Source organism: Apibacter sp. ESL0432 (assembly GCF_019469225.1).
Taxonomy (GTDB): Bacteria; Bacteroidota; Bacteroidia; order Flavobacteriales; family Weeksellaceae; genus Apibacter.
In genome coordinates, this window is sequence record NZ_CP048266.1 from 818,158 (window position 1) to 844,902 (window position 26,745).

Annotated in this window: 16 protein-coding genes; 15 read left to right on the forward strand and 1 reads right to left on the reverse strand. The window is 35.1% G+C overall.

Going from position 1 to position 26,745, the window contains the following annotated elements; all coding sequences use genetic code 11:
- Window position 1: 1 nt before the first annotated feature.
- From GYM73_RS03420 to GYM73_RS03440, 5 genes are all read left to right on the forward strand, one after another.
- On the forward strand, window positions 2–9,925 hold the full coding sequence (locus GYM73_RS03420) for a toxin TcdB middle/N-terminal domain-containing protein (protein WP_220234145.1): 9,924 nt from the start codon (window positions 2–4) through the stop codon (window positions 9,923–9,925).
- A gap of 6 nt (window positions 9,926–9,931) precedes the next feature.
- The gene (locus tag GYM73_RS03425; RefSeq protein WP_220234146.1) at window positions 9,932–10,405 is read left to right on the forward strand and encodes a hypothetical protein; all 474 of its coding nucleotides are present in this window, start codon (window positions 9,932–9,934) and stop codon (window positions 10,403–10,405) included.
- Between the two features lie 316 nt (window positions 10,406–10,721).
- Window positions 10,722–12,485, forward strand: a complete 1,764-nt coding sequence (locus GYM73_RS09950; RefSeq protein ID WP_255571018.1) for an RHS repeat domain-containing protein — start codon at window positions 10,722–10,724, stop codon at window positions 12,483–12,485.
- Window positions 12,486–13,067: 582 nt separating this feature from the next.
- Window positions 13,068–13,772, forward strand: a complete 705-nt coding sequence (locus GYM73_RS03435; RefSeq protein ID WP_220234147.1) for a hypothetical protein — start codon at window positions 13,068–13,070, stop codon at window positions 13,770–13,772.
- A gap of 2 nt (window positions 13,773–13,774) precedes the next feature.
- Window positions 13,775–14,131 (forward strand): hypothetical protein, encoded by a 357-nt coding sequence (locus GYM73_RS03440; protein WP_220234148.1) that lies wholly within the window; start codon window positions 13,775–13,777, stop codon window positions 14,129–14,131.
- Between the two features lie 205 nt (window positions 14,132–14,336).
- Here the strand turns inward: GYM73_RS03440 and GYM73_RS03445 are convergent, their stop codons facing one another.
- Entirely contained in the window at window positions 14,337–14,654 is a 318-nt protein-coding gene (locus tag GYM73_RS03445) for a hypothetical protein (protein ID WP_220234149.1), read from the reverse strand.
- Between the two features lies 1 nt (window position 14,655).
- On the opposite strand from GYM73_RS03445, the gene GYM73_RS03450 reads away from it, so the two are divergent.
- From GYM73_RS03450 to GYM73_RS03495, 10 genes are all read left to right on the forward strand, one after another.
- A complete protein-coding gene (locus GYM73_RS03450; RefSeq protein WP_220234150.1) occupies window positions 14,656–15,864 on the forward strand; it encodes an RHS repeat domain-containing protein in 1,209 nt (402 codons plus the stop codon).
- A 10-nt stretch (window positions 15,865–15,874) separates the two neighbouring features.
- The gene (locus tag GYM73_RS03455; RefSeq protein WP_220234151.1) at window positions 15,875–16,237 is read left to right on the forward strand and encodes an immunity 8 family protein; all 363 of its coding nucleotides are present in this window, start codon (window positions 15,875–15,877) and stop codon (window positions 16,235–16,237) included.
- A gap of 290 nt (window positions 16,238–16,527) precedes the next feature.
- A complete protein-coding gene (locus tag GYM73_RS09955; protein ID WP_255571019.1) occupies window positions 16,528–18,408 on the forward strand; it encodes an RHS repeat domain-containing protein in 1,881 nt (626 codons plus the stop codon).
- Window positions 18,383–18,919, forward strand: a complete 537-nt coding sequence (locus GYM73_RS03465) for a hypothetical protein (RefSeq protein WP_220234152.1) — start codon at window positions 18,383–18,385, stop codon at window positions 18,917–18,919. Before GYM73_RS09955 ends, GYM73_RS03465 begins: the two co-directional genes overlap by 26 nt.
- A gap of 275 nt (window positions 18,920–19,194) precedes the next feature.
- Window positions 19,195–20,535 (forward strand): RHS repeat domain-containing protein, encoded by a 1,341-nt coding sequence (locus GYM73_RS03470; RefSeq protein WP_255571020.1) that lies wholly within the window; start codon window positions 19,195–19,197, stop codon window positions 20,533–20,535.
- Between the two features lie 128 nt (window positions 20,536–20,663).
- Complete coding sequence (locus GYM73_RS03475; RefSeq protein WP_220234153.1) at window positions 20,664–21,005, forward strand: hypothetical protein; 342 nt, start codon at window positions 20,664–20,666, stop codon at window positions 21,003–21,005.
- Window positions 21,006–21,233: 228 nt separating this feature from the next.
- Entirely contained in the window at window positions 21,234–21,419 is a 186-nt protein-coding gene (locus GYM73_RS03480; RefSeq protein ID WP_220234154.1) for a hypothetical protein, read from the forward strand.
- Between the two features lie 177 nt (window positions 21,420–21,596).
- A complete protein-coding gene (locus GYM73_RS03485) occupies window positions 21,597–22,610 on the forward strand; it encodes an RHS repeat-associated core domain-containing protein (protein WP_255571021.1) in 1,014 nt (337 codons plus the stop codon).
- 12 nt (window positions 22,611–22,622) lie between these two features.
- Complete coding sequence (locus GYM73_RS03490) at window positions 22,623–23,033, forward strand: hypothetical protein (protein WP_220234155.1); 411 nt, start codon at window positions 22,623–22,625, stop codon at window positions 23,031–23,033.
- A gap of 200 nt (window positions 23,034–23,233) precedes the next feature.
- Window positions 23,234–26,548, forward strand: a complete 3,315-nt coding sequence (locus GYM73_RS03495; protein ID WP_220234156.1) for an RHS repeat-associated core domain-containing protein — start codon at window positions 23,234–23,236, stop codon at window positions 26,546–26,548.
- Window positions 26,549–26,745 lie beyond the last annotated feature (197 nt).

Consider the following 26,745-nt stretch of genomic DNA (forward strand, 5'->3'; position numbering starts at 1 on the left):
TATGAAATTAAATTCAAAGCAAGCCCGTTTTGTTTCACTCGTGTTACTATCCACGATGGCATTACAGAGCTTTTCCCCATATATTCCTTTAATTGAACATAAGAAGTATGAATTAAGGGAGAAACGTTTAGTACTTACTAAGCATTCTGAAACCGTTGATGAGAATTCTGAATCTGGAAACCCTCAAAAATCGGTGATGAGTAAAGGTGAGGAAACCCAAAAAAATAGTAAATCAGAAAAATTAATTACTTCAAAGTCTATTCTTTACAGTGCTAATATTTCAGAAGGAGTAATCGGTACTTTAGAGAATAAAATTTTTGATAATCCGGAAGATAATATTTTCACGATATATCTGGATCAAAAACCGCAGCAGGATCAAAAAGTATATTTGAGTTATGAATTATATGGAGTTTCCGATAAAAACGGAATTTCCAAAAGTATCAACGACCGAATGAGCAGAGGAGGATATTTAGTGAAAAAATATTCCGGATGGACTCATCAAAAAGAAGAAATTAATTCAGATTGGCTGAAAACCGGTGATAATACGATTCAATTTGCTATTCCGCAGGATGCCGGATACGGATATAAAATAAAGAACTTAAAAATTGAAGTAGAAAAACAAGAATCTCCTGTAGGTACTATTACCTGGGAGGCATTTGCTTTTGAAGGAGGAGATACCTATGTAAAAGGATATTTTGCAGACGGAAAAGATCGCAAATTAGTTATTAATAATACCGAAACTTCGACCTGTCAAGGTGAATTTGAAGTTGTACTTTCCGGTAAAGTTTCTACCGTTGAATTGGTTACCGAAGGAATTAAAAATGTCAGAGATTCCAAAATTGTAACCGGAAAACAAGATTACTCGTATCCCTTGCAATCTAACACAGCACAAGAGCAAATATGGTTTAAAAAAGATAAGACAAATAATAAAATACATCTTTTAGGAGCTGAATTGAGTGTAAATGGTAAGAATTTGTTAAGTGACAAGCAAATACTGATTCGAGGATTAAGAAGTATTGACATTCCCGCACTGGATATGGGTATGAAAAATGTGACGGGGAAAGCAGACGGGTATAAATTTTTACCTCATGGAGAGCATTTCAATGAAGGGGCAATACTCAAGTTGGCTTACGACCGCTCTAAAATTCCGAACGGCTATACCGAAAAAGATATCCGTACTTTCTATTTTGATTTGGAAAGCCATCATTGGGTAGCTTTGGAACGAGACAGTATAGATACCAAAAATCAAGTAATCATATCCCGAACTACTCATTTCACGGATATGATTAACGGGGTGATACAAGTACCGGAATCGCCGGAAACTAATGGTTTTACACCCACAACCATGAGCGATATTAAAGTTGCCGATCCGTTGTCAAAGGTGAATTTAATAAGCGCACCCACTGCCAATAATCGTGGATCCGCAGCGTTAAGTTATATCTTTGAAATGCCTCCCGCTCGTAATGGAATGAGTCCATCTCTAGGTATTCAATATAACAGTGATGGAGGTAGCGGATGGTTAGGCGAAGGCTGGGATATGAATATTCCGAGTATAACAGTAGATACTCGTTGGGGAGTACCGAGATACGATACTTCAAAAGAAACCGAAACCTATACGATGGATGGAACCCAGTTGGTAACCCTGGGAGCCGATGGAAATACGTCCATAGCCCACAGAGGAGAAAAAATAGCCAGAAAATCGGATCGATTATTTTATTCCAGAAAAGAAGGGAGCTTTGCTACCATTCAAAGGAAAGGAACTAATCCGGGAAATTATACCTGGGAAGTTACCAATAGAAAAGGGGTTAAATATACTTACGGAGGAAATGGAGGAATACTTAAAGGAACTGTTACCGATATATCCGGAAAGAGCAAAGACGTAATTACGGAATGGAAAGTTTCCAGAGTAGAAGAACTTCACGGAGATTGGATTGAATATATTTATGAACAAGTGGAAGAACCGGTAAAAGGAGGTTTGAAATCCAAAGCTTTATATCTTAAAGAAGTACATGCCGGTAACAAAGGACAAAATGCGCATACAGTAGTTAAATTTACTTCTGCTAAAACTAAGCAAAAAGAAACAAATTCAGCTCGATATGGATTTTTTACCTCTTCTAATCGCTTACTTACCCATGTTGAGATAGATTTTGAAGGAAGTAAATTAAGAGAATATGAATTAAAATATAAATCCGGAGCGTTTTATACAGATCTTTTAGATCAGATAACGCACAAAGACGATCAAGGAAAAGAATTTACTTCCAATCGTTTTGAATATTATGATGATGTTAAATCTCAAGAGGGATATATAGCCTTTAGTCAAAATGAAGAAACTTGGGCAAAAAAAGGAGAAAAGATAAACGAAAGTTCCACAACATCGTATGGAGGATCTTTTTATGCCGGGATAGGTCTTAATAAAGGCGATGTCATCTTTAATAGTGGTACCATAGGAGGAAGCTATAGTTATAGTAATAGTGTAACCGAGGGTAAATCAATTTTTATAGACATCAACGGTGATGGTTTAACGGATAAAGTATACCAAAAAAATGGAGTATTATATTATGAACCTCATTTGCTAACACCTCTAAAAGGAGAAAAATTTGGTAAACCTTTAGCCATAAAAGGTGTAAACAAATTCTCTAAAACCAAATCAACCAGCACTAATACCGGTGGATCAGCCAAAGTAGGGAAGTGGATGGCTGCGGTGACAGTTGGAGTAAGCGGAGGTACAACAAATACAACAACAACGGTTTACTTTTCTGACGTAAACAGTGATGGATTGATCGATATAGTTTCCAATGGAAAAGTTTATTTTAATCGAATTATTCGAGATAAAGACGGAAATCTTATACCCAACTTTTCTTTAGAAAGCGCTACAACTCCAAGCCCGATTATGGGTGGAGGAACTATTGACAGTTCTGATACTGCGGTAGATCCTCAAGAACAAAAAGATCTTATTTATAATTCTCCACTTTATGATGTTGTAAAAGTATGGGAAGCACCTTTTGACGGGAAAATAAGAATAGAAGGAAATGTACAATTACAAGCACCAACGGGAGATTACGATACTGAAGAATATGAAAAAGCCGACGGTGTAAGGGTTGCTATCCAATATAAAGGAAAAGAAAAATGGAATAAGAGTATAAACAAAGGTGATTTTACTAATTATCCTGCCAATATAAAATTATCCGAGACTATAAAAAAAGGAGATAAAATTTATTTCCGAGTACAATCCGGAAACCAGGAAATGTCTAATGGAAGCTTTGATCAAGTACAATGGAATCCTGTTATAACCTACGAACAAACCGCCCTTGCTGAAGCAGACTTAAACAGTATAAATCCTGACGGGCAAAAAATGTATCGTTTTCCATCCTCAGAATCCCACATAGCTTCACAGGATGTAGCTACCAGTGTCGGTGATTTTAAAAAAGCCGTAATATTTGGAACTTTTGAAAAACCGATCACATCTGATGACGTTACGGTAAAAGTTATTCAAACCAATGACAGTCGTTCCGAAGAAGTTATAGTTTATGAAAAAACATTCAGTTGGAACGAATCTCATCAAGGTAATTTGGAAATACCTGTACCTGAAGGCAAAAATTGGACAAACTTTTATTTTACTTTGAGTTCACCCAGCCAAGTGAATTGGAAAAAAATTAGTTGGAAACCACAGATAAAATTAGATGACAGCCAAGAGGCAGAACCGGGAAGTGTTAATTACAGCATTTACCATCAGAAATGGGAAGGAAATTATTATCCATTAACTTTTGAAAATGCAAGCCAAACTAAAAATATATCGCTTACATTTCAAGCGCTGGCAAATGATCCTATGAATTCTTCCGTTTTAAATGGAGATCTTGCGATTACCATTAAGAAAAAAACAGGATTATTGGGAAGATATAAAATCAGAGTTGAGAATGGAATTGTCGTTACTCCACCTTTAACGGATTTGAAAGTTGAGGCAAATGGGGCTTTAACTGAAAATATTTGGGTGGAAGCATTTACCAAGGATGCAACGATCATCAAAAATTTGAAAGCTTTAACTTTTACTTTGCAAACCGAAAACGGATTGTCGTCAAATGGATATGCAAATATTTTTGTAAAAGATTCAGACAAAGGTTTTGGACCTATGTATCGCGGATGGGGACAATTTATCTATAATGCCAATGCCGGACGTTTTGCACGTCCTATAGATGAAAAGGAATTAAAATTGCCGCAGGACGAAAATGCTGATATGGATCCTCGTACCATGATTTTTATTCCGATGGGATTAGATATTGAAACCAAAAGTTATTGGACGGGAGCAGACCGTTATGTATATACTAAAGATTCAAGCATGAGTGCATCCCGATTAGGTGAAAAAGAGGTTAAACTTACCAACCCATTGGAAGGTTTAAGTAATAAATTTACCTCTTCAGGAAATTGTCTTCAAGGATCTTCGGCAGTAGGAGTAAAGTTACTAAGTAAATCCAAAAGCACAACCAAACAATCGGGAGCTAATAAAGATGAAGGAACTTTAAAAGGGTTTGGAATAACATATAATAGTTCCGAAGGCAGTGACGAAACTCGTTTGTCATTTACCGATATGAATGGAGACGGATATCCGGATATTATAACCAAAAATAAGATACAATTCACCAATACCCGTGGAGGTTTCGACGGAGAAATTATCGATTCACGTAACGGATTTCCGGGCAATCATCGCAGCAATACCACCAGTCAGGCTTATGGTTTAGGAGCTAATCCTATATCTGCGGCTGCCCTTTTTACCAAAAAACAGAGTTCGGAACAACAAAATTCTCAAGATTCTAAAGCCTCAGAATTGGGAATAAGCTCTGTAGACTTGTCTATCAGCGCTCCGAAAATGAGTGAAAATGTGGAGCATACCTTGATAGACCTCAACGGAGACGGTTTACCGGATAAAGTGTATAAAAACGGAAAAGTACGTTTGAATTTGGGGTACAGCTTTACTCCTGAAGTAGATTGGGATATAACCGAAATACAATCAGCAAAATCCGAAGCAATTTCCGGAGGCGTAGATATTCCGATAGTTGCCAAAGCTACCGATAAAGCTTCTTCAAGTTTTGCCGGAGGTGTTAATGTGACCACCGTAACCAACAATCCTACCTTTAATTTGATGGATGTCAACAGCGATGGTTTAATTGACAAAGTACGTATTAGTGACGGAAAAGCGTGGGTGTCTTTAAATAGAGGAACTAACTTTGCTCCCGAAATAGAGTGGAAACAATTAAGTCGAATTGCAAAATCAAACTCGGTAAGTGTCTCTACCCATGTAGCGTATACTTTAAACGTTATTATTCCTCCACCTTTTAATTTGAAATTTTCAATCAATCCGGGTATAAACTCTTCAACCTCTACCGGTCATACAACTTTTGAGCTTAAAGATGTTGACGGTGACGGATATCCGGATATGGTATGGACGGATAATTCGGGAAGTATAAAAGTGAAGCGCTCTACCATTGGAAGAACCAATAAATTGAGCAAAGTATCCAATTCCATAGGGGGAAAATTCATGCTTGATTATAACCGTTCCGAAGCTACTTATGAACATCCGGGAGGAAAATGGGTGTTGTCATCCGTAGAAATTGATGACGGAATTCATGATGATGGTGCTAATATGCGTACGGAATATCGCTACCTGGAAGGAAAACAAGACAGACATGAAAGAGAGTTTTTAGGTTTTGGAAAAGTTGAAAAAATTAATATAAATACCGAAAATAACAATCAAGTATATAGGAAAACCATTGAAGAATATGATGTTACGAATTACTATACTTCAGGTAATTTATTAAAAACAACCATCACCGATGCTCAAGGGAAAAAATATGCCCAAACTGAAAACAAATACTATCAATACGAAGTAAAACAAAAGGATAGAAACAATTATAGCATTTCTTCCAACATAGTATGTTCTGATGACCAAGCTTCCTTTACTCCACTACAATATACCCGCAATACGGTGTTTGAAGGTAAAGATCAAGGGATAATAACCAATGAAACCTGGTATTCGTATGACTTGGTAGATCAATACGGAGAACTATCCAACTACCGATACAGTGATAGCGGAAACTTAGGTGAAAACGGAGCAGGAAGCTATAACTATCAAACAACCATTTCCTATACCTCTAATCCTAATAAGAACATTTTCGGATTACCGGTAAAAGTTCAAGTCAAAGGATCCGGTGGAAATGTTCAAAGAGAAGTAACGGCAGAATATGATTTAAACTATGCTAATCATATTACACGAGTTCGTCAAAAACTCAATGATAAAGAAGAATCGGTAACTGATATTACTTACGACAAGTACGGAAATATTACCCAAAAAACTTTACCGGCCAATACTAAAGGCCAAAGAATGTGGTATAAATATCGATACGATAAAGATTACCATATGTATGTAGAGCGTATTGATGATGCTTATGGATATACCGGTTTATTAGAAAATTATGATTATCGTTATGGAATACCGTTAACCAGTAAAGATATCAACGGATATTTCACAGAAACCACAATAGATAATCTGGGAAGAATTGAGACCATCACCGGACCAAATGAATTGGAATTGGATTTACCTTATACCATAAAATATAAGTATAATCCGTCAGTAGTTTTAAATTCAGATGGAGACATTGAAAACCCTGCTTATGCAATAACTTATCATTACAATCCACAACACCCTACAGAGGATATAAAAACATTTAGTTTTGTTGACGGAGCAGGAAGAACCTTGCAGGTAAAAAAAGACGGAGTGATAACCAAGACCGATGCAAACGGAAGTAATCCTCAGGACGAAAAGGTACTTATTGTAAGCGGTAGAACTATGCTGGATCCATTCGGACGAGTAGTAAAAAGCTTCTATCCGATTACCGAATCGCCGGAACATGCCATAGAATTTAATCGAAACTTCGATAAAGTAAACCCAAGTGTAAGCAACTATGACCTGTTAGACCGTACCGTAGCAACTATCCTTCCGGATTCCAGTACTCAAACCACCGAGTATACAATAAATCCGACTGAAAGACAACAAGTAACCATCGTTACGGATGTTATGGGAGGAAAACAGAAAACCTATGCCAACGGATCTGGGCTTACTGTTAAAACCGAACAACTATCCGGTCCGTCAGGAATAATTACTACCCGTTATGCTTACGATGGTATTAATCAATTATTAGAAGTCATCGATACCGAGGGACAAATCACTCAATCGAAGTATGACTTAGCCGGAAGAAGAATTCAATTATCACATCCAAGTGCAGGAATTACCCGATTAAGTTACGATGCCTTAGGAAATGTAATAAGTCGTCAGACTTCCAACTTAGAAAAAACAAACCAAAAAATAGAATACGAATATGATTATACCCGATTAAAATCAATACATTATCCGGAACATCCGCAAAATAACGTTACCTACCATTACGGAAATAAAAATTCCAAATATAACCGAAAAGGAAGAGTATCTTTAGTTGAAGATGCAACCGGAGCTCAAGAGTATAAATACGGTACGTTAGGAGAAATCACCGAAGTACGCAGAACTGTGATAATTCCTAATCAAGCAATCGCTACCTACGTAACCCAAACCAAGTACGACAGCTGGAATAAACTAGAGCAGATCATCTATCCTGATCAAGAAAAAGTAGATTATATCTATAATACAGCAGGGTTACTAACCGGAATAAAAGGAAGCAAAGCTTATAGCTATGACTATGTAAATAAAATAGGGTATGATAAATTCGAACAAAGAAATTATCTTAAATATTGCAACGGCTCGGAAACCACTTATACGTATGATCCTGAAAGAAGAAGACTTAGCGATTTACAAGTTTGGGTATCACCAAAAACGCAAGGAACAGGAGTAAGAACTCAGATCATTAGTAACAAATATACCTATGACGCTGTTAGCAATGTATTGAGCGTATCCAACCAAGCCCCGCTACCGCAGGACAACAAAAAGACTATGGGGGGACAAATGCAGCATGAATATGCCTACGATGGACTTTACCGCTTAGTACAGGCACAAGGAAGTTACACAGGAGCGGATAACAAAACGGCCGCATACAGCTTGCAAATGGGTTACGATAACTTACATAATATAGTAAGCAAAAACCAACAAGTAAGTCAACAAGGCATAATGATTGAAGGCGGATTAAAAGCAGGTTATGACTTATCGTATACCTACGATTCAACGAAAAAGAATCAAATAAAAACCGTTCAAGACATAAATTACAGAGAAGAAGAAAGTAAAGAAGAAGAAAAACGCCAAGAGCACAAGAATTACCACTATGATTTAAACGGAAATCTAACCTATGTAAATGTAGAATTAGAGAAGAAGGATTTAAGAAAAACCAGCCAAACGCAAGAAAGGAAATTACGCTGGGATGAAGAAAACCGATTAATGTCCATAGATGATAATGGGTATGTAAGTAACTATGTATACGATGCTACAGGAGAACGAGTAATCAAAACAAGCGGCGAGAGCGAACAAGTGTATATCAATTCCTTATTCTCAGGCGGGAATACCGAAACACAAGGATTCACGGCCTATATTAACCCTTACTTAGTAGTAAGTCCTAATGGAAAATATACCAAACATTACTACGCAGGAAACCAACGAATAGTAAGTAAGTTGGGAGATATAGAAAGCTTTGGCGCAGATCCGAGAAGAATAGAATATGCAGGATCAACCGTACCCGGAGTAACGATCAACTGGAAAGCGAAATACCAAAGAAGCATTGAAGACTTAAAAGGGAACTATGCGTACTTTGAAGTACCGTATAACGGAAAAGACAATGATGATTACGTAAACGGGGAAGGCTTCTGTTGTTCTCAGAATACAGCCTTAAGAGCAGGTATAGGAATCGGCAATGTGAACTATGAGAAAATGCAGTATTATTATCACCCGGATCATTTGGGCAGCTCAAGTTATATCACTAACTTAGACGGCGAAATAGTACAACATGTAGAATATGTACCGTTTGGAGAAGTGTTTATAGAGGAGAGAAACAACAGTTGGAATACCCCTTACTTGTTCAATGGAAAAGAGTTGGATGAGGAAACAGGGCTGTATTATTATGGAGCAAGATACTATAATCCAAGAGAAAGTGTATGGTTAAGTACTGATCCATTAAGCGGATATAATCCGATTATGGAAGTAGAACACTACATAGACGGTCAACACAACGGTGGAGTGTATAACTCGTTTAACCTTAATACGTATGGGTATTGTTACCAAAATCCAGTACTATTAGTAGATCCCAACGGAAAGCAAAATGAAGCCCCATTTTTATCAGTAAATGTTAGAACTGGATTATTTAGTTTAATGAATCCTATGATAGCTTATTCAATAGGAGAAGTTAAACAAGGATCAAATAATATTTCATCTATAGCATCAAGGTTTGCAACAACTAGATATGATGGTTATGTAAATAATAATCAGTCTATTTTATCTTTGAACTCTGTTAAATCTGATGAGGGGTCAGAGAGGGGAGCATTTAGACATGCTACATGGCAAGCTCTTATAACAGCAGCTTATGGATCTGATATAGCAAAGCAAGCTGGTGATGCACATGAGAAAAACCCAAATGCAGATTTAAAAATTAGACTTTATAATAATTTAGCGGATGCAGATCAGACAGTAGACTTGTTAAATAATATTATAGGTCGGGATATAGGAGCAAATTCAAAAACAACTAATAGCAAAGATTTAGTAAATAGTGTTTTAGAGGAATTTCATAACAATGGATTATGGCAAGCAAGAAAAGAAGATGATAAGTGGAAAGTATTTAAAGGGAAATTGTCTGATGATAAATACAATGCTTATAAAGTTAGGTTAAATAATTTAAGTGGTTTAGCTAGAGATTCAAATGAACAAGTAAGTAGGGATGCAAGAAATAACAATCCATCTAATTAATAAATTATGAGAGCAATAAGTAAGTCTTTAATTATGCTTTTATTATTGATGACGGTTTATAGTTGTCTAGATAATAGAAAGTTTTATAAGGGAATAAAATTATATTATAAAGAAAATTGTTCAAATTTAAGAGCTGAAAATTGTTCAATTAATCTAAAAGATATTATTAACACAGATTGGGATTCTGTATACCTTATAAAAGGTGATTTAGGTAGTAATTATATCAAAACTTTTAAGAATATAAATCTTGAATTATTATTAGATCCAGGATTTGATAAGATAATATTTGTAAAGAGAAATAATGTTATTTATCAGGAAGAAGTTTATCCTCAAGGTGTTGATTTCTTTGATTTTTTAAACAAAAGTGAAAATACATTAATTTTTGATTTTGATAAGGAATTACATTTATCCTCAGAGCAAGCCAATTTTAAAGTAGAAAGTGAAGATGGTAAGTTATTTCGATTGAATGTAATCCGATAAAAAGTTATTAGAAGGATTTTGCTTGAATATAAAAATAAAAATTTTACAATTGGGCATGCCCCTTAATAAGGTATACTAATATTTAATAAATAATAAAAATAAAGCGACCGATGCATATCGGTCGCTTTTACTTTACTCTTTTTCCTTCAATAAATCGAGCAGTTTGAGTTCGTCTTCAGGAATTAGTGAGCGCAGGAGTTAAAAGATGTTATAAATATTCCATTAATTATATTCCTACGATGGACTTTACCGCTTAGTACAAGCACAAGGAAGTTACACAGGAGCGGATAACAAAACGGCCGCATACAGCTTGCAAATGGGCTACGATAACTTACATAATATAGTAAGCAAAAACCAACAAGTAAGTCAACAAGGCATAATGATTGAAGGCGGATTAAAAGCAGGTTATGACTTAACGTATACCTACGATTCAACGAAAAAGAATCAAATAAAAACCGTTCAAGACATCAATTACAGAGAAGAAGAAAGTAAAGAAGAAGAAAAACGCCAAGAGCACAAGAATTATCACTATGATTTAAACGGAAATCTAACCTATGTAAATGTAGAATTAGAGAAGAAGGATTTAAGAAAAACCAGCCAAACGCAAGAAAGGAAATTACGCTGGGATGAAGAAAACCGATTAATGTCAATAGATGATAATGGCTACGTAAGTAACTATGTGTACGATGCTACAGGAGAACGGGTAATCAAAACAAGCGGCGAGAGCGAACAAGTGTATATCAATTCCTTATTCTCAGGCGGCAACACTGAAACACAAGGATTCACAGCCTATATCAACCCTTACTTAGTAGTAAGTCCTAATGGAAAATATACCAAACATTACTACGCAGGAAGCCAACGAATAGTAAGTAAGTTGGGAGATATAGAAAGCTTTGGCGCAGATCCGAGAAGAATAGAATATGCAGGATCAACCGTACCCGGAGTAACGATCAACTGGAAAGCGAAATACCAAAGAAGCATTGAAGACTTAAAAGGGAACTATGCGTACTTTGAAGTACCGTATAACGGGAAAGACAACGATGATTACGTTAATGGGGAAGGATTCTGTTGTTCATCCAATATAGCATCCAGAGCGGGCATAGGAATCGGAAATGTGAATTATGAGAAAATGCAGTATTATTATCACCCGGATCATTTGGGCAGCTCAAGTTATATCACTAACTTAGACGGCGAAATAGTACAGCATGTAGAATATGTACCGTTTGGAGAAGTGTTTATAGAGGAGAGGAATAACAGTTGGAATACTCCTTACTTATTTAATGGAAAAGAGTTGGATGAAGAAACAGGACTGTATTATTATGGAGCAAGATACTATAATCCAAGGGAAAGTGTATGGTTAAGTGCGGATCCGTTAAGTGGATACAACCCGATTATGGAAGTAGAACATTTTATTGATGGTCAGCACAACGGAGGAGTGTTTAACTCGTTTAATAATAACACATATATTTATTGTTATCAAAATCCTGTAATATTAGTAGATCCCAACGGAAAGCAAGCTATAGCAGGAGCAGTAATAGGAGCAATAGTAGATTATGGATTGCAAGTAGGGGTAAATTATATAGAAGGAAAAAGAGGAATAGAAGCATGGACCGATATAGATTATAAATCCATAGCAGTATCCGCAGGAGCGGGAGCCTTAAGTGCAGGAATAGCTATAGCAGCAAAAGCCAAAAATGTAGGTAAAATTGGAACAGTCATTATAGAATTAGCTACAGATACAGGAATAAGTGTTGCTAGTCAGGCTATTAATGAGGGAGAAGTAAGTATAGAAACTACTGTAGTGGACGTAGCTGCTGGACGTGCTTTTGGAGAAGCAACAAGTAAAACTTTGAAAAATTCTAAAACAGCAAAATTTTTGCAAATAGAATTGAATACTCAGAAAAATGCAGCCAGAGGAAAATCTAATAAAATTCCTAAAAATAAAGCAGATGTTAAAGGAGCTCAAAATAAGTTGGATAAATATGGATCTAAAAGAACAATCACAGCATCTGCTGTTGGCTCTGGAGTTGGAACAGAAGCTATAAAACAAGCTAAAGCTAAATCAGATGAAAAAAAATAAAAAAAATTTAGTAGAAAGAATCAAATATTTGTTAAAAAAAAATATCAACATATTTATTTTAATAATATTATGGATTTTCGTGTTTATTATATTTATAAGAAAAGGAGAATGGATTATTCCTTTAAAATTACTTTTATTTATGGCAATATCAGGACTAATTTTTGGAATAGTTTATCGGATTATTTTAAAGATTATTAACTTTATTAAAAATAAATAAACTACTAAAAACCCTGCTATTAGCGGGGTTTTATATTGAAGTTTACTTATTAATCATATCCCACAATTCCAGATCGTTGTAGGGGGATAAGAGCCAGGTGATTGTAAAAGCTTAGAAACATATTTCAAAGTTTGCTTTTCGGAGCTACGGGGAAGATTCATAGTCAAGATAAAAAAAGAATTAGCAATGCTACAGAGGGAGTTTAGAGAAATGATAATTGTATATGATATAAAAGATAAATAAATTTTAAAATTAAGTATAAATAAGTTAATTTAGCCATTAAAGCTATTTAAAAGAGAAAGTAATTTAATGACAATAGATGATACTACAATCCAAGAGAGTCAATCTTTTTAAGCATAGATCAAATGTTTGAAAAAACGATGACTCCATATCAGTATGCATACCAAAATCCGATTAAATATATTGATCCTACAGGGATGGAAGGAGAAAGTGTAACTAAATTTGATGATTGGTATGAAAATGCTTCAACAGGAGAATTAGAATGGCGAAATAGTCAAGACGAAATAATCAATGATAGTAGAGGAAGTTGGAATAACATAGGCGAAGAACTCTTAACTTTTGACGGCAAGAACCTAACATACTACACTCAAGAAAAGTTATCAGACGGAAACTTAAAACTTAATAGCACTTCTTTTTCTGCCGTATCAGGAAGACAACAAAAGGACGGAACTTTTGATTATTCAAAACAAGCCCAAGCCACTCCTTTTTCAGGTCCGCTACCTGAAGGCGATTACTCGATAAATCCTTCAGCTATTCAATGGTGGACAGACCAAAGTTTTACTACCAGAACAGCCGCTTTTGTAAAAAAAGGAACTTGGCCAGGTGGCTTGTTTGCTTGGGGCGTAGCCAGAACTTGGATAAGTCCGCAAGAAGTGAATGTTACTAATCCTGCAACAGGGGAAAGTGTACTCCGGAATAATTTTTCTATACACGGAGGAACTTCTCCTGGAAGTGCAGGTTGTATTGATTTAACAACTAAAGATTTGCCATTCTTTAGAATTCTCGAAAAATCAAAAGAATCCAAAATTAGATTAAGAGTAAACTATTGATTATGAAGATAGGGCTAAAAATTAAATCCTATGTTGGGATAGTTATTGCGTTACTTATTGCTTTACTTTCTTTATTCGAGATTATGGATTACAATACCAATCCTTTAGAATATGAAAGGGTTTATCACATAGGTAGCGATTGGGTTGAATGGAAATATCAAACCGGACAGAATTTTATTACTTGGAATATAGGGTTAATTATTTTTGCAGTCCTTTACATAATTGCAAATTTATTTTTACTCTTTAAATTCAAAGGAAATAAGGTTTTAAAGTTCATTATTTTATATGTAGAGATTATTATTATAATTTGGATAATTTGGTCTTTATACAAATGGTACTTAATAGATTTTGACCATTAAACAATCAAAGCTCCGAAATAATCGGAGCTTTTTTTCTACCCTGTTCTGCTCCGCAGAACTAAAAAAGAGGGGCAAAAAAGGAGTGCTGAAAGCACGAATTTATTTACTACACTTCGTGCAATTTTTGTATTTAGGTTTAAAATCGTCCGCTTTTAGCTCTAAAAATCGGGCAAAATAAAAAAATTATCTCACAATTTGAATTTTTTTATAATGATTTGATTTTATTTTCTTTACCTCGTTTTTCGCTCATTTCCTTTTTTACCCAATCCGCTTGATTTTCAGTGATTTTGAAACGGTTAGAAACCCCGAAAAAACCAAAGAAAAAAAAGAAAAAAAAGAAAAAAGCCCCGAAAAAGGAAGTGGCGAAGCCACGAACTAATAAAAATAACGGACTGAAACAGTCCGAAAAAGCCCCAAAAATCTGCCCCAAAATCGGGGCAGAAACGACACAAATTTTGCCGAAAATCGGCAAAAAATCAGGGAGAAAGCAACCTAAAATCACAATCAAAATAAGAACCGCCAAAATGTCCGAAATGTTAATATTTTTAATGCTTTCAGACGACTTAAAAGGGAACTATGCGTACTTTGAAGTACCGTATAACGGAAAAGACAATGATGATTACGTAAACGGGGAAGGCTTCTGTTGTTCTCAGAATACAGCCTTAAGAGCAGGAATAGGAATCGGCAATGTGAACTATGAGAAAATGCAGTATTATTATCACCCGGATCATTTGGGCAGCTCAAGTTATATCACTAACTTAGACGGCGAAATAGTACAACATGTAGAATATGTACCATTTGGAGAAGTGTTTATAGAGGAGAGAAATAACAGTTGGAATACTCCTTATTTATTTAATGGAAAAGAGCTAGATGAAGAGACAGGACTGTATTATTATGGAGCAAGATACTATAATCCAAGAGAAAGTGTGTGGTTAAGTACTAATCCATTAAGCGGATATAATCCGATTATGGAAGTAGAACACTACATAGACGGGCAACACAACGAAGGAGTGTATAACTCGTTTAATCTCAATACGTATGGGTATTGTTACCAAAGTCCAATTATACTGATTGATCCAAATGGAAAACAAGTATGGACAAGAATTTTGGGAGGAGTAAAAGCTGTAGGAGGTGCTTTAGAAATGGTAGCAGGAGGTGCTTTACTAGTAACACCAGAGCCCACAATGGCAACTAAAGCAGCTGGAGTTGTAGTAGCAGTTCATGGAGCTGATGTAGCTAGTTCCGGATTAAGGCAAATGTGGACAGGAGAAGAAGAAAATTCACTTACTAGTCAAGGCTTACAAGCCGCAGGAATGTCAAAGCAAAATGCAGAGATAGTAGATGCGAGTATTAGTATAATAGGTTCAGGAAGTGCAGGAGCTCTTCGAAATGCTTCTAAAGTTGGAACGGTTACAAGTGGTACTGCTAAAGCCAATACTGGAGAATTACCATGGAATGAAATTAGTGGAAGATTACGAGAAGCAGCTAAAACTAAAGGTAATTTTGGAATGGGAACAGCTACGGAATCAGAAGCTATGCAGTTAGGTGAGTCTTGGGTAGGTAAAGGAGCTAGACTATCTAAAGATGGAACATCTTTAGTGAGTAAAGATGAATTAAAAATTTTTAGACTCCCTAAATATAAAGGTAGGATAAATAAAACTCAAGCTAATTTTGAATGGAAAACAGAGGTAGGAGGAAAACCAGTAGGGAACGGACATTTAGATATTAAATAATATAATTTATATGAAGGCCGTATTAAATAGAATATATAGATTAGATGACTTTGGAGAGTATTTGAGTGATTATTTTCCTTTGGATAAGTTTAATTTTAATGTTCCAATTAGAATGATTGTAGGAGAGAGTATGAATAAAGGGGAAGAAAGTTTTGATTTAACAATATGTACTCCTAAATGGTTATTACAAAATATGAAAGAAGAAGATATATTTTTTGCTAGGCATTATTTGATAGTTAAAGAGTATGATTATGCTAGAATTTATAATTACATAAAGAAGTATGTAGATGGATTAACAGGAGATACATGGGATGAAATAGGCTTGAAATTATCTCGTATAGGATATTGGGAATTTGAGGATTATAAAGAATAATCAAAATATCTAATATTATTGTATTGTAGAGATGATCTAAAATTTCAGACAAAAATTCTATAAATATTAAAATGAAAGCGACCGATATGCATCGGTCGCTTTTACTTTACTCTTTTTCCTTCAATAAATCGAGCAGTTCGAGTTCGTCTTCAGGAATTAGTGAGCGCAGGAGTTAAAAGATGTTATAAATATCCCATTAATTATATTCCTACGATGGACTTTACCGCTTAGTACAAGCACAAGGAAGTTACACAGGAGCGGATAACAAAACGGCCGCATACAGCTTGCAAATGGGTTACGATAACTTACATAATATCGTAAGCAAAAACCAACAAGTAAGTCAACAAGGCATAATGATTGAAGGCGGATTAAAAGCAGGTTATGACTTAACGTATACCTACGATTCAACGAAAAAGAATCAAATAAAAACCGTTCAAGACATCAATTACAGAGAAGAAGAAAGTAAAGAAGAAGAAAAACGCCAAGAGCACAAGAATTACCACTATGATTTAAACGGAAATCTAACCTATGTAAATGTAGAATTAGAGAAGAAGGATTTAAGAAAAACCAGCCAAACGCAAGAAAGGAAATTACGCTGGGATGAAGAAAACCGATTAATGTCAATAGATGATAATGGCTATGTAAGTAACTATGTATACGATGCTACAGGAGAACGAGTAATCAAAACAAGCGGCGAGAGCGAGCAAGTGTATATCAATTCCTTATTCTCAGGCGGCAACACCGAAACACAAGGATTCACAGCCTATATTAACCCATACTTAGTAGTAAGTCCTAATGGAAAATATACCAAACATTACTACGCAGGAAGCCAACGAATAGTAAGTAAGCTGGGAGATATAGAAAGCTTTGGCGCAGATCCGAGAAGAATAGAGTATGCAGGATCAACCGTACCCGGAGTAATGATCAACTGGAAAGCGAAATACCAAAGAAGCATTGAAGACATAAAAGGGAACTATGCGTACTTTGAAGTACCGTATAACGGAAAAGACAATGATGATTACGTAAACGGGGAAGGCTTCTGTTGTTCTCAGAATACAGCCTTAAGAGCAGGGATAGGAATCGGCAATGTGAACTATGAGAAAATGCAGTATTATTATCACCCGGATCATTTGGGCAGCTCAAGTTATATCAGTAACTTAGACGGCGAAATAGTACAGCATGTAGAATATGTACCGTTTGGAGAAGTGTTTATAGAGGAGAGAAACAACAGTTGGAATACCCCTTATTTGTTTAATGGAAAAGAGTTGGATGAGGAAACAGGACTGTATTATTATGGAGCAAGATACTATAATCCAAGAGAAAGTGTATGGTTAAGTGCGGATCCATTAAGCGGTTACAATCCGATGATGGAAGTAGAACACTACATAGACGGTCAACACAACGGTGGAGTGTATAACTCGTTTAATCATAATACGTATGGATATTGTTACCAAAATCCGGTTAAGTTTATAGACCCAACGGGGATGAAAGGAGAGGATTGGGTACAGCAAGGAAGTAGAATAATTTGGGATGAAGAAGTTACTTCAAAAAATAATACCAAACCAGGACAGACATATATTGGCAAAAATGATGAAGATGTTTTAGACTATTTAGGGGTGAATCAGGGACATGATATTAACCAATCTAAATATGGTTCTATATCCACTTTAGAAGGAAATAATGTTGTAACTGATTGGACTAAGTTAGATTTGAATGGGAAAGTTAAGGTAGGTTTGGATAAGCGAGTTAATGACGGTGGAGAAAAAGAAGTAGTAGGTGTTAATATTCAAGCATCCTTTGAATATATAAAATCGTCTCATGGAGCAATACAAGTGGCTACAGGAGGAAAAGTAGATTTGGTATATGGATATGATTCATATAGTAAGACATTAGGAATGGCTAATTCAATGCCTCCAGGGGTTGAAGCAGTTTTTAACATACCATTAAATGTGGCATTAGAAAATAAGGGATATCAAAAATATATTTCAGCTAATGTAATTCCATATAGTGAAAGAGATAATATATATACTCCAGTGGTAAAACATCCAATAATTCCTATTCCTGTTAGTTTTAAAATAGATTCTGGAAAAGGAGGAGGATTAATTTCTGGAAAAAATAAAGGATTACCGTTAAATTCAAATAAAAATGCAAAACATCCTATTCGATTTTAAAATAATAATCTTTGGTGTCCTGATATTATCAGGATGCCAAAAAAAATATACAGCATCTGAATTACCTTATTCATTAATAAAAAATATTGATTATAAATCGGAGGGAATTGATTTTTTAGACAGATTAGATCAAAAGCTAAAGCAAGATTCTATAACAAAATATGATTATTTAAGAGAAAAATCAAGATATTTTTTAGCAAAGAAAGAATATATAAGGACGATAGATTTTTATAATAGCTTAGATAGTACATATTTTAAATATTCTATAGAAAAAAATATATTAACTAATGATGTTCTTGTTTTACAATATAATAAAGAAAAAAATATTAAGAAAAGAGATAGCGTAATAAGTTGTATAAGAGATTTTTATATAAATAAAGAGAAAAATATAAATGATAATGATTTTTTTCAATTCTTATTAAAAAAAAAGAAGGAAACAAATGATATGCTGTGGTTTTATGAAAGAATTAATTTAGATATAGATGGAAATATTATAATAGAAGATAAGTAAATTTGAATAATCGAATAATATAGTAAGGTAGAAAAGCGGAACTTTTAGTTCCGCTTTTCTATTAAGGAGTATTATTATGGTTCATTAGATATAAGATATAGAAGATCTAATTTATCTTTAGTAATAAGGGAGCTATTAAGCGCAAAAATGTTGTAAAAAGCCCATATGTTATGTTCCTTGTAATTTGGAAAAGAGATTTACGCTAATAAATCGGTTTGCGTTACTTTGCGGAGGGATTTAATAGTAAAGTCTTAATTATGATAGTTACCGCTTATATGAATCTTTACTTAGTAGTAAGTCCTAATGGAAAATATACCAAACATTACTACGCAGGAAGCCAACGAATAGTAAGTAAGCTGGGAGATATAGAAAGCTTTGGCGCAGATCCGAGAAGAATAGAGTATGCAGGATCAAGCGTACCCGGAGTAACGATTAACTGGAAAGCGAAATACCAAAGAAGCATTGAAGACTTAAAAGGGAACTATGCGTACTTTGAAGTACCGTATAACGGAAAAGACAATGATGATTACGTAAACGGGGAAGGCTTCTGTTGTTCTCAGAATACAGCCTTAAGAGCAGGCATAGGAATCGGCAATGTGAATTATGAGAAAATGCAGTATTATTATCACCCGGATCATTTGAGCAGCTCAAGTTATATCACTAACTTAGACGGCGAAATAGTACAACATGTAGAATATGTACCGTTTGGAGAAGTGTTTATAGAAGAAAGAAACAACAGTTGGAATACCCCTTATTTGTTCAATGGAAAAGAGTTAGATGAAGAAACAGGACTGTATTATTATGGAGCAAGATATTATAATCCAAGAGAGTCAATCTTCTTAAGTGTTGACCCAATGTTTGAAAAAACGATGACTCTATATCAGTATGCGTATCAAAATCCGGTGAAGTATATTGACCCAACTGGAATGTCTCCTGAAGATAGTGGTGGAGATCCTCCAAGCAAAAATTGGGATGAGTTTTCAAATAAAATGAGTAATATATTTAAGGGAGTTGATAGTGGAACTAAACAAAGATTTCAATTGGAACCTGTAAGAGGAGATACGAAAGCAGGATTACGAGACACTAAAGCTGGTAGGATAAGCAATAAAACTGGAAAGCCTGTTGGTGATTGGGTAATTAGAGCAGATCAGGCACATAAAGGTGCGCCAGAACCTCATTTAAACGTTAATCCTAAAGCTACAGGTGTTGCGGATCCACATACAGCAATACCGGGAGGAGCAAAAACATTAAAAGCATTAGAAAGTTCAGGTAAAACGCTTGATGCAATTGGTAAAGTAGCAAAGCCAGTCGCAATAGTTATTGACGCAGCTAGGATAGGTAATGCAATACATGAAGATGGTGGTACTATTGGAAACAATACAATTATTACAAGTTCAAGTGTTGCAGGTGGATGGGCAGGTGCTTTTGCAGGAGCTGCGATCGGTGCAGAAGGAGGAGCTTATTTAGGAGGTGTAATTGGAGGTTTCTTTGGTGGTGTTGGTGCGGTACCAGGTGCAGCGGTAGGTGGTTTTGTAGGTGGTTTAAGTGGTGGAATAGTAGGATCATTTGGAGGATCGTGGTTAGCTGAAGAGGGAGCAAAAGAACTAGTTAAATAATTATGATAAGTTTTAATAAATATATAATTTTAAATATAGATTTTGATCAGAGTTTTTTTAATAAAAACGATGTCATACTTGAGTTTATATTTGATCAAATAGGAAAACATGAATGTTATTTATTTGAAATGAAACCGACAAAAAATTCAATAATATATGATATTACATCATCTTATACAGAAACTAAAATAAATTCTAAAAAATGTTTATATTCTGCTGGTTTGAATTTATTAAAAGAAGATATCAAAAATATTATTGAAACAGATGATTTTTATTTAGGAAACCTTATAATTATATTAAGTAAATTAAATTATGAAAGGATATTAAATTTGGTGAATTTATGGGATAGTGGAATTTATGAAGTGGGAATTGAAGCATTTAGAATGTGTAACGATGGATTGTCTTTTTATTGGTATAATCCTAAAGATATTCTTGCGGAAAGAAAATTTACAACATTAATTAATAGGTAACCTATCTTAAGTTCATTTATTATTTTACTTAAGTTTTTTAAAATAGGTAAGATCAAATAAAACAAAAAAGAGGAACTTAAAATTCCTCTTTTTTGTTTTTAATTACTTTAATATTTCCATTAAATCATTAAGTTGTTCCCATTCACTATTTGGAATAAGTTCTTTTATGAGGGAGATAGTGTTTCATTTTAAAGAAATATATCTGAATTATAAAAAGGAGTTAATGATTTGCAGAATGGGAAGGTAGTGTTAGGAGAAAAATTAATAATTTTCTCTAGTCAATTTGAACAAATGTTAAAACTTTTATTAGTAGGAGATAAAGACGATAATAAATTAGGAATATATAAAAGAAAGGAAGATATGGAAAAAGAATGTGAGTTTGTTATAGAATTAGTTAATGATTCTAATTGGTAAGTAGAGTGTAAAAATGATCAATATAATGTTAATTTAGTTGAAAATTTAGGAGCTGAAAAATTTATATATTAATTTTTAAATATAATTTTCAAATAAATACACCTATGTCCGCTATGTAATTAGCTTGTTTTTTTTCATTACTCTTTATACATTAAATATCACGCCGATTCTGATCATTTGGGCAGCTCAAGTTATATCACTAACTTAGACGGCGAAATAGTACAGCATGTAGAATATGTACCGTTTGGAGAAGTGTTTATAGAGGAAAGAAACAACAGTTGGAATACCCCTTACTTGTTTAATGGAAAAGAGTTAGATGAAGAAACAGGACTGTATTATTATGGAGCAAGATACTATAATCCGCGAGAAAGCATCTTTTTAAGTGTAGATCCCTTATATGATAAAACAATGTTAATATATCAGTATACCTATCAGAACCCAATAAAGTATACAGATCCAACAGGAATGAAAACAGAAGGCGTAGATCCAGAGAATGAGACAGTATTACCAGAAATAGAAGTAATAGGAAAAAGAAGACCGTCCAACGATGAAGTAACCAAGCAACAGCAGGAAAAAGAAAGACGCTCAAGAGAAGCCTATCAACGATATTTGGATGCCTATGGCGGAAAACCCTTAATGCATACAGATGATGTAAAGAACTGGACGTTAGGAGCATTAGGCGTGATTTTCGGACCGTTTGCGGCTTATGAAGGCATAGCAGCAGGATTCTTTAGTTTATCCGGAGGAGCAACAACTACAGCCGTTTTAGGTAGAGTAGGCACAGATGCAGCTGTACAAACGGCGGCAAACATGACTACAAACGGCGGAGATTTGACCAAAGCTATAGGAGACGTCAACCTTACCCAGAGCGGATTAGCGGGTCTAGGAATGAATTATGTAGGAAATGCCTTGCTTTCTTCATCAACTCCAATAACAATAAATGATGGAATGCAGTCCGTATTTAATGGAACACTTGAAGGCAAGCGATTTGTAAACCAGGCAACCTTAGGGGTATTAGGAGGAGCTGCAGCTACAGGAATCAGCGGTTCACAATTATTTAAAGGAACCGTAATCGGGACATATATGCAAACCAGCGTACGCTTTGGTCAAACAGCAGGAAGCAGAGCCGCAACCGTACTTATGAATGCCCCGGATTATGGAGTCAATGTAATTCAAAATAAATTGGATTAGAAAATAACCCTAATGAATAAGTTTATAGAAACTTTACGCTATTATTTAGTTGAAAAGGAATCAAAATGGAATTATTTATTTATTATAATACCTTTTATTTTGCTGTATATGTATATAAGTTACAAACATAATCCTGTAGAATATGGCAATTACACGATAGGATATATAGATCGGATCTATTGGCCTATAGTAAATCATAAAAAAGTAAGTTATGAATATACCGTAAATGATAAAGTATATTCAAGTAGTAGTATATATAAGGATAGTGCAGATCCCAAAGTAGGACATTATTATTTGGTCCAATTTTCATTGGAGGATAATAGTTATTCAAAAATATACCAGGATATTCCAGTACCGGATAGCATAAAGCAAGCTCCGCCGGGAGGCTGGAAAGAACGTCCCGAATGGGCAAAAGGTAAATAGAAATCAAAAACCTCGCATTATGCGAGGTTTTTTGATTATATTATTAATTTTTCAAATTAACAAATGGATATACCGGTTTATTAGAAAATTATGATTATCGCTATGGAATACCGTTAACCAGCAAAGATATCAACGGATATTTCACAGAAACCACAATAGATAATCTGGGAAGAATTGAAACCATCACCGGACCAAATGAATTGGAATTGGATTTACCTTATACCATAAAATATAAGTATAATCCGTCAGTAGTTTTAAATTCAGATGGAGACATTGAAAACCCTGCTTATGCAATAACTTATCATTACAATCCGCAACACCCTACAGAGGATATAAAAACATTTAGTTTTGTTGACGGAGCAGGAAGAACCTTGCAGGTAAAAAAAGACGGAGTGATAACCAAGACCGATGCAAACGGAAGTAATCCTCAGGACGAAAAGGTACTTATTGTAAGTGGAAGAACTATGCTGGATCCGTTCGGACGAGTAGTAAAAAGCTACTATCCAATTACCGAATCGCCGGAACATGCCATAGAATTTAATCGAAACTTCGATAAAGTAAACCCAAGTGTAAGCAACTATGACCTGTTAGACCGTATCGTAGCAACTATCCTTCCGGATTCCAGTACTCAAACCACCGAGTATACAATAAATCCGACTGAAAGACAACAAGTAACCATCGTTACGGATGCTATGGGAGGAAAACAGAAAACCTATGCCAACGGATCTGGGCTTACTGTTAAGACCGAACAACTATCCGGCCCGTCAGGAATAATTACTACCCGTTATGCTTACGATGGTATTAATCAATTATTAGAAGTCATCGATACCGAGGGACAAATCACTCAATCGAAGTATGACTTAGCCGGAAGAAGAATTCAATTATCACATCCAAGTGCAGGAATTACCCGATTAAGTTACGACGCCTTAGGAAATGTAATAAGTCGTCAGACTTCCAACTTAGAAAAAACAAACCAAAAAATAGAATACGAATATGATTATACCCGATTAAAATCAATATATTATCCGGAACATCCGCAAAATAACGTTACCTACCATTACGGAAATAAAAATTCCAAATATAACCGAAAAGGAAGAGTATCTTTAGTTGAAGATGCAACCGGAGCTCAAGAGTATAAATACGGTACGTTAGGAGAAATCACCGAAGTACGCAGAACTGTGATAATTCCTAATCAAGCAATCGCTACCTACGTAACCCAAACCAAGTACGACAGCTGGAATAAACTAGAGCAGATCATCTATCCGGATCAAGAAAAAGTAGATTATATCTATAATACAGCAGGATTACTAACCGGAATAAAAGGAAGCAAAGCTTATAGCTATGACTATGTAAATAAAATAGGCTATGATAAATTCGAACAAAGAAATTATCTTAAATATTGCAACGGCTCGGAAACCACTTATACGTATGATCCAGAAAGAAGAAGACTTAGCGATTTACAAGTTTGGGTAACACCAAAAACGCAAGGAACAGGAGTAATAACTCAGATCATTAATAACAAATATACCTATGACGCTGTTAGCAATGTATTAAGCGTATCCAACCAAGCCCCGCTACCGCAGGACAACAAAAAGACTATGGGGGGACAAATGCAGCATGAATATGCCTATGATGGACTTTACCGCTTAGTACAGGCACAAGGAAGTTACACAGGTGCGGATAACAAAACGGCCGCATACAGCTTGCAAATGGGCTACGATAACTTACATAATATAGTAAGCAAAAACCAACAAGTAAGTCAACAAGGCATAATGATTGAAGGCGGATTAAAAGCAGGTTATGACTTATCGTATACCTACGATTCAACGAAAAAGAATCAAATAAAAACCGTTCAAGACATAAATTACAGAGAAGAAGAAAGTAAAGAAGAAGAAAAACGCCAAGAGCACAAGAATTATCACTATGATTTAAACGGAAATCTAACCTATGTAAATGTAGAATTAGAGAAGAAAGATTTAAGAAAAACAAATCAAACCCATGAAAGGAAATTACGCTGGGATGAAGAAAACCGATTAATGTCAATAGATGATAATGGGTATGTAAGTAACTATGTATACGATGCTACAGGAGAACGGGTAATCAAAACAAGCGGCGAGAGCGAACAAGTGTATATCAATTCCTTATTCTCAGGCGGGAATACCGAAACACAAGGATTCACGGCCTATATTAACCCCTACTTAGTAGTAAGTCCTAATGGAAAATATACCAAACATTACTACGCAGGAAGCCAACGAATAGTAAGTAAGTTGGGAGATATAGAAAGCTTTGGCGCAGATCCGAGAAGAATAGAATATGCAGGATCAACCGTACCCGGAGTAACGATCAACTGGAAAGCGAAATACCAAAGAAGCATTGAAGACTTAAAAGGGAACTATGCGTACTTTGAAGTACCGTATAACGGAAAGGACAATGATGATTACGTAAACGGGGAAGGCTTCTGTTGTTCTCAGAATACAGCCTTAAGAGCAGGAATAGGAATCGGAAATGTGAACTATGAGAAAATGCAGTATTATTATCACCCGGATCATTTGGGCAGCTCAAGTTATATCACTAACTTAGACGGCGAAATAGTACAACATGTAGAATATGTACCGTTTGGAGAAGTGTTTATAGAGGAGAGAAACAACAGTTGGAATACCCCTTATTTGTTCAATGGAAAAGAGTTAGATGAAGAAACAGGGCTGTATTATTATGGAGCAAGGTATTATAACCCTAGGGAATCTGTTTGGTTATCTGTGGATCCATTGGCGGAGAAATATCCGAGTATTTCACCGTATGCATATGTAGCGAATAATCCAGTAAATGCGATAGATCCTGATGGAAGGGTAATAATATTTATTAATGGACAGCATGCAGGAGATGGGGGTAATAGGAAGTATTGGAATGGCTTAGATCAAAGAATTGCAAATAGATTCAATGATTATCGTGCTCGCTATTATGATGGAGCAATGGGAGGTTGGAAAAATACGCTTACTAGATGGACAATAGATGGGGGAAAGAATAATTTATGGTGGAGCCATCGAAGAAATGCAGGATATAGAGAAGGATACTCTCAAGCAGCAGAAATTTATGCAAATCTTAAAGATGGAGAAACTATTAAAATAGTAACTCATAGTATGGGAGGAGCCTATGGTAAGGGCTTTATAAATGGTTTAAAAGCATATGCGAAAGAGAATAAATTGGATGCTCGAATAGAAAGAGTTTTAGATTTAGCAACATTTCAAGGATCTTCACTACAAGCAAGCGAAGGTGTTTTAAATGAACAAATAGCTCATACAAATGATGGAATTGCCGGAGTGTCAAGAATAAATGGAATTAATAATGAAAACTTTCATGAAACTCGAAAAGATAATAAAACTGGATGGTTGAGTGAACATTCTGTAGATAGTTTTACACAAAAAGAAATAAATGAGAATGTGGTAGCTGGTAATCCTTCGACATCTCAACCGAGTCAAGACAAAAAGATAAAAGTAGATTATCAACAGAAACCCTAATAATATATGAAAATGCCTTTTTTATTTTTTGTAGAAAGCATACTTACCTTTATAATTTTTTATTTATGGGTATTTAACAGTGAATATTCAGGGGGTAATATTGGCATGGCTCCATTTTTAATGTTTATTACCCTTATTATTCAAATAATTATTTCTGTTATAATTTATTTTACAATGAGGAATATAATTAAGGGATC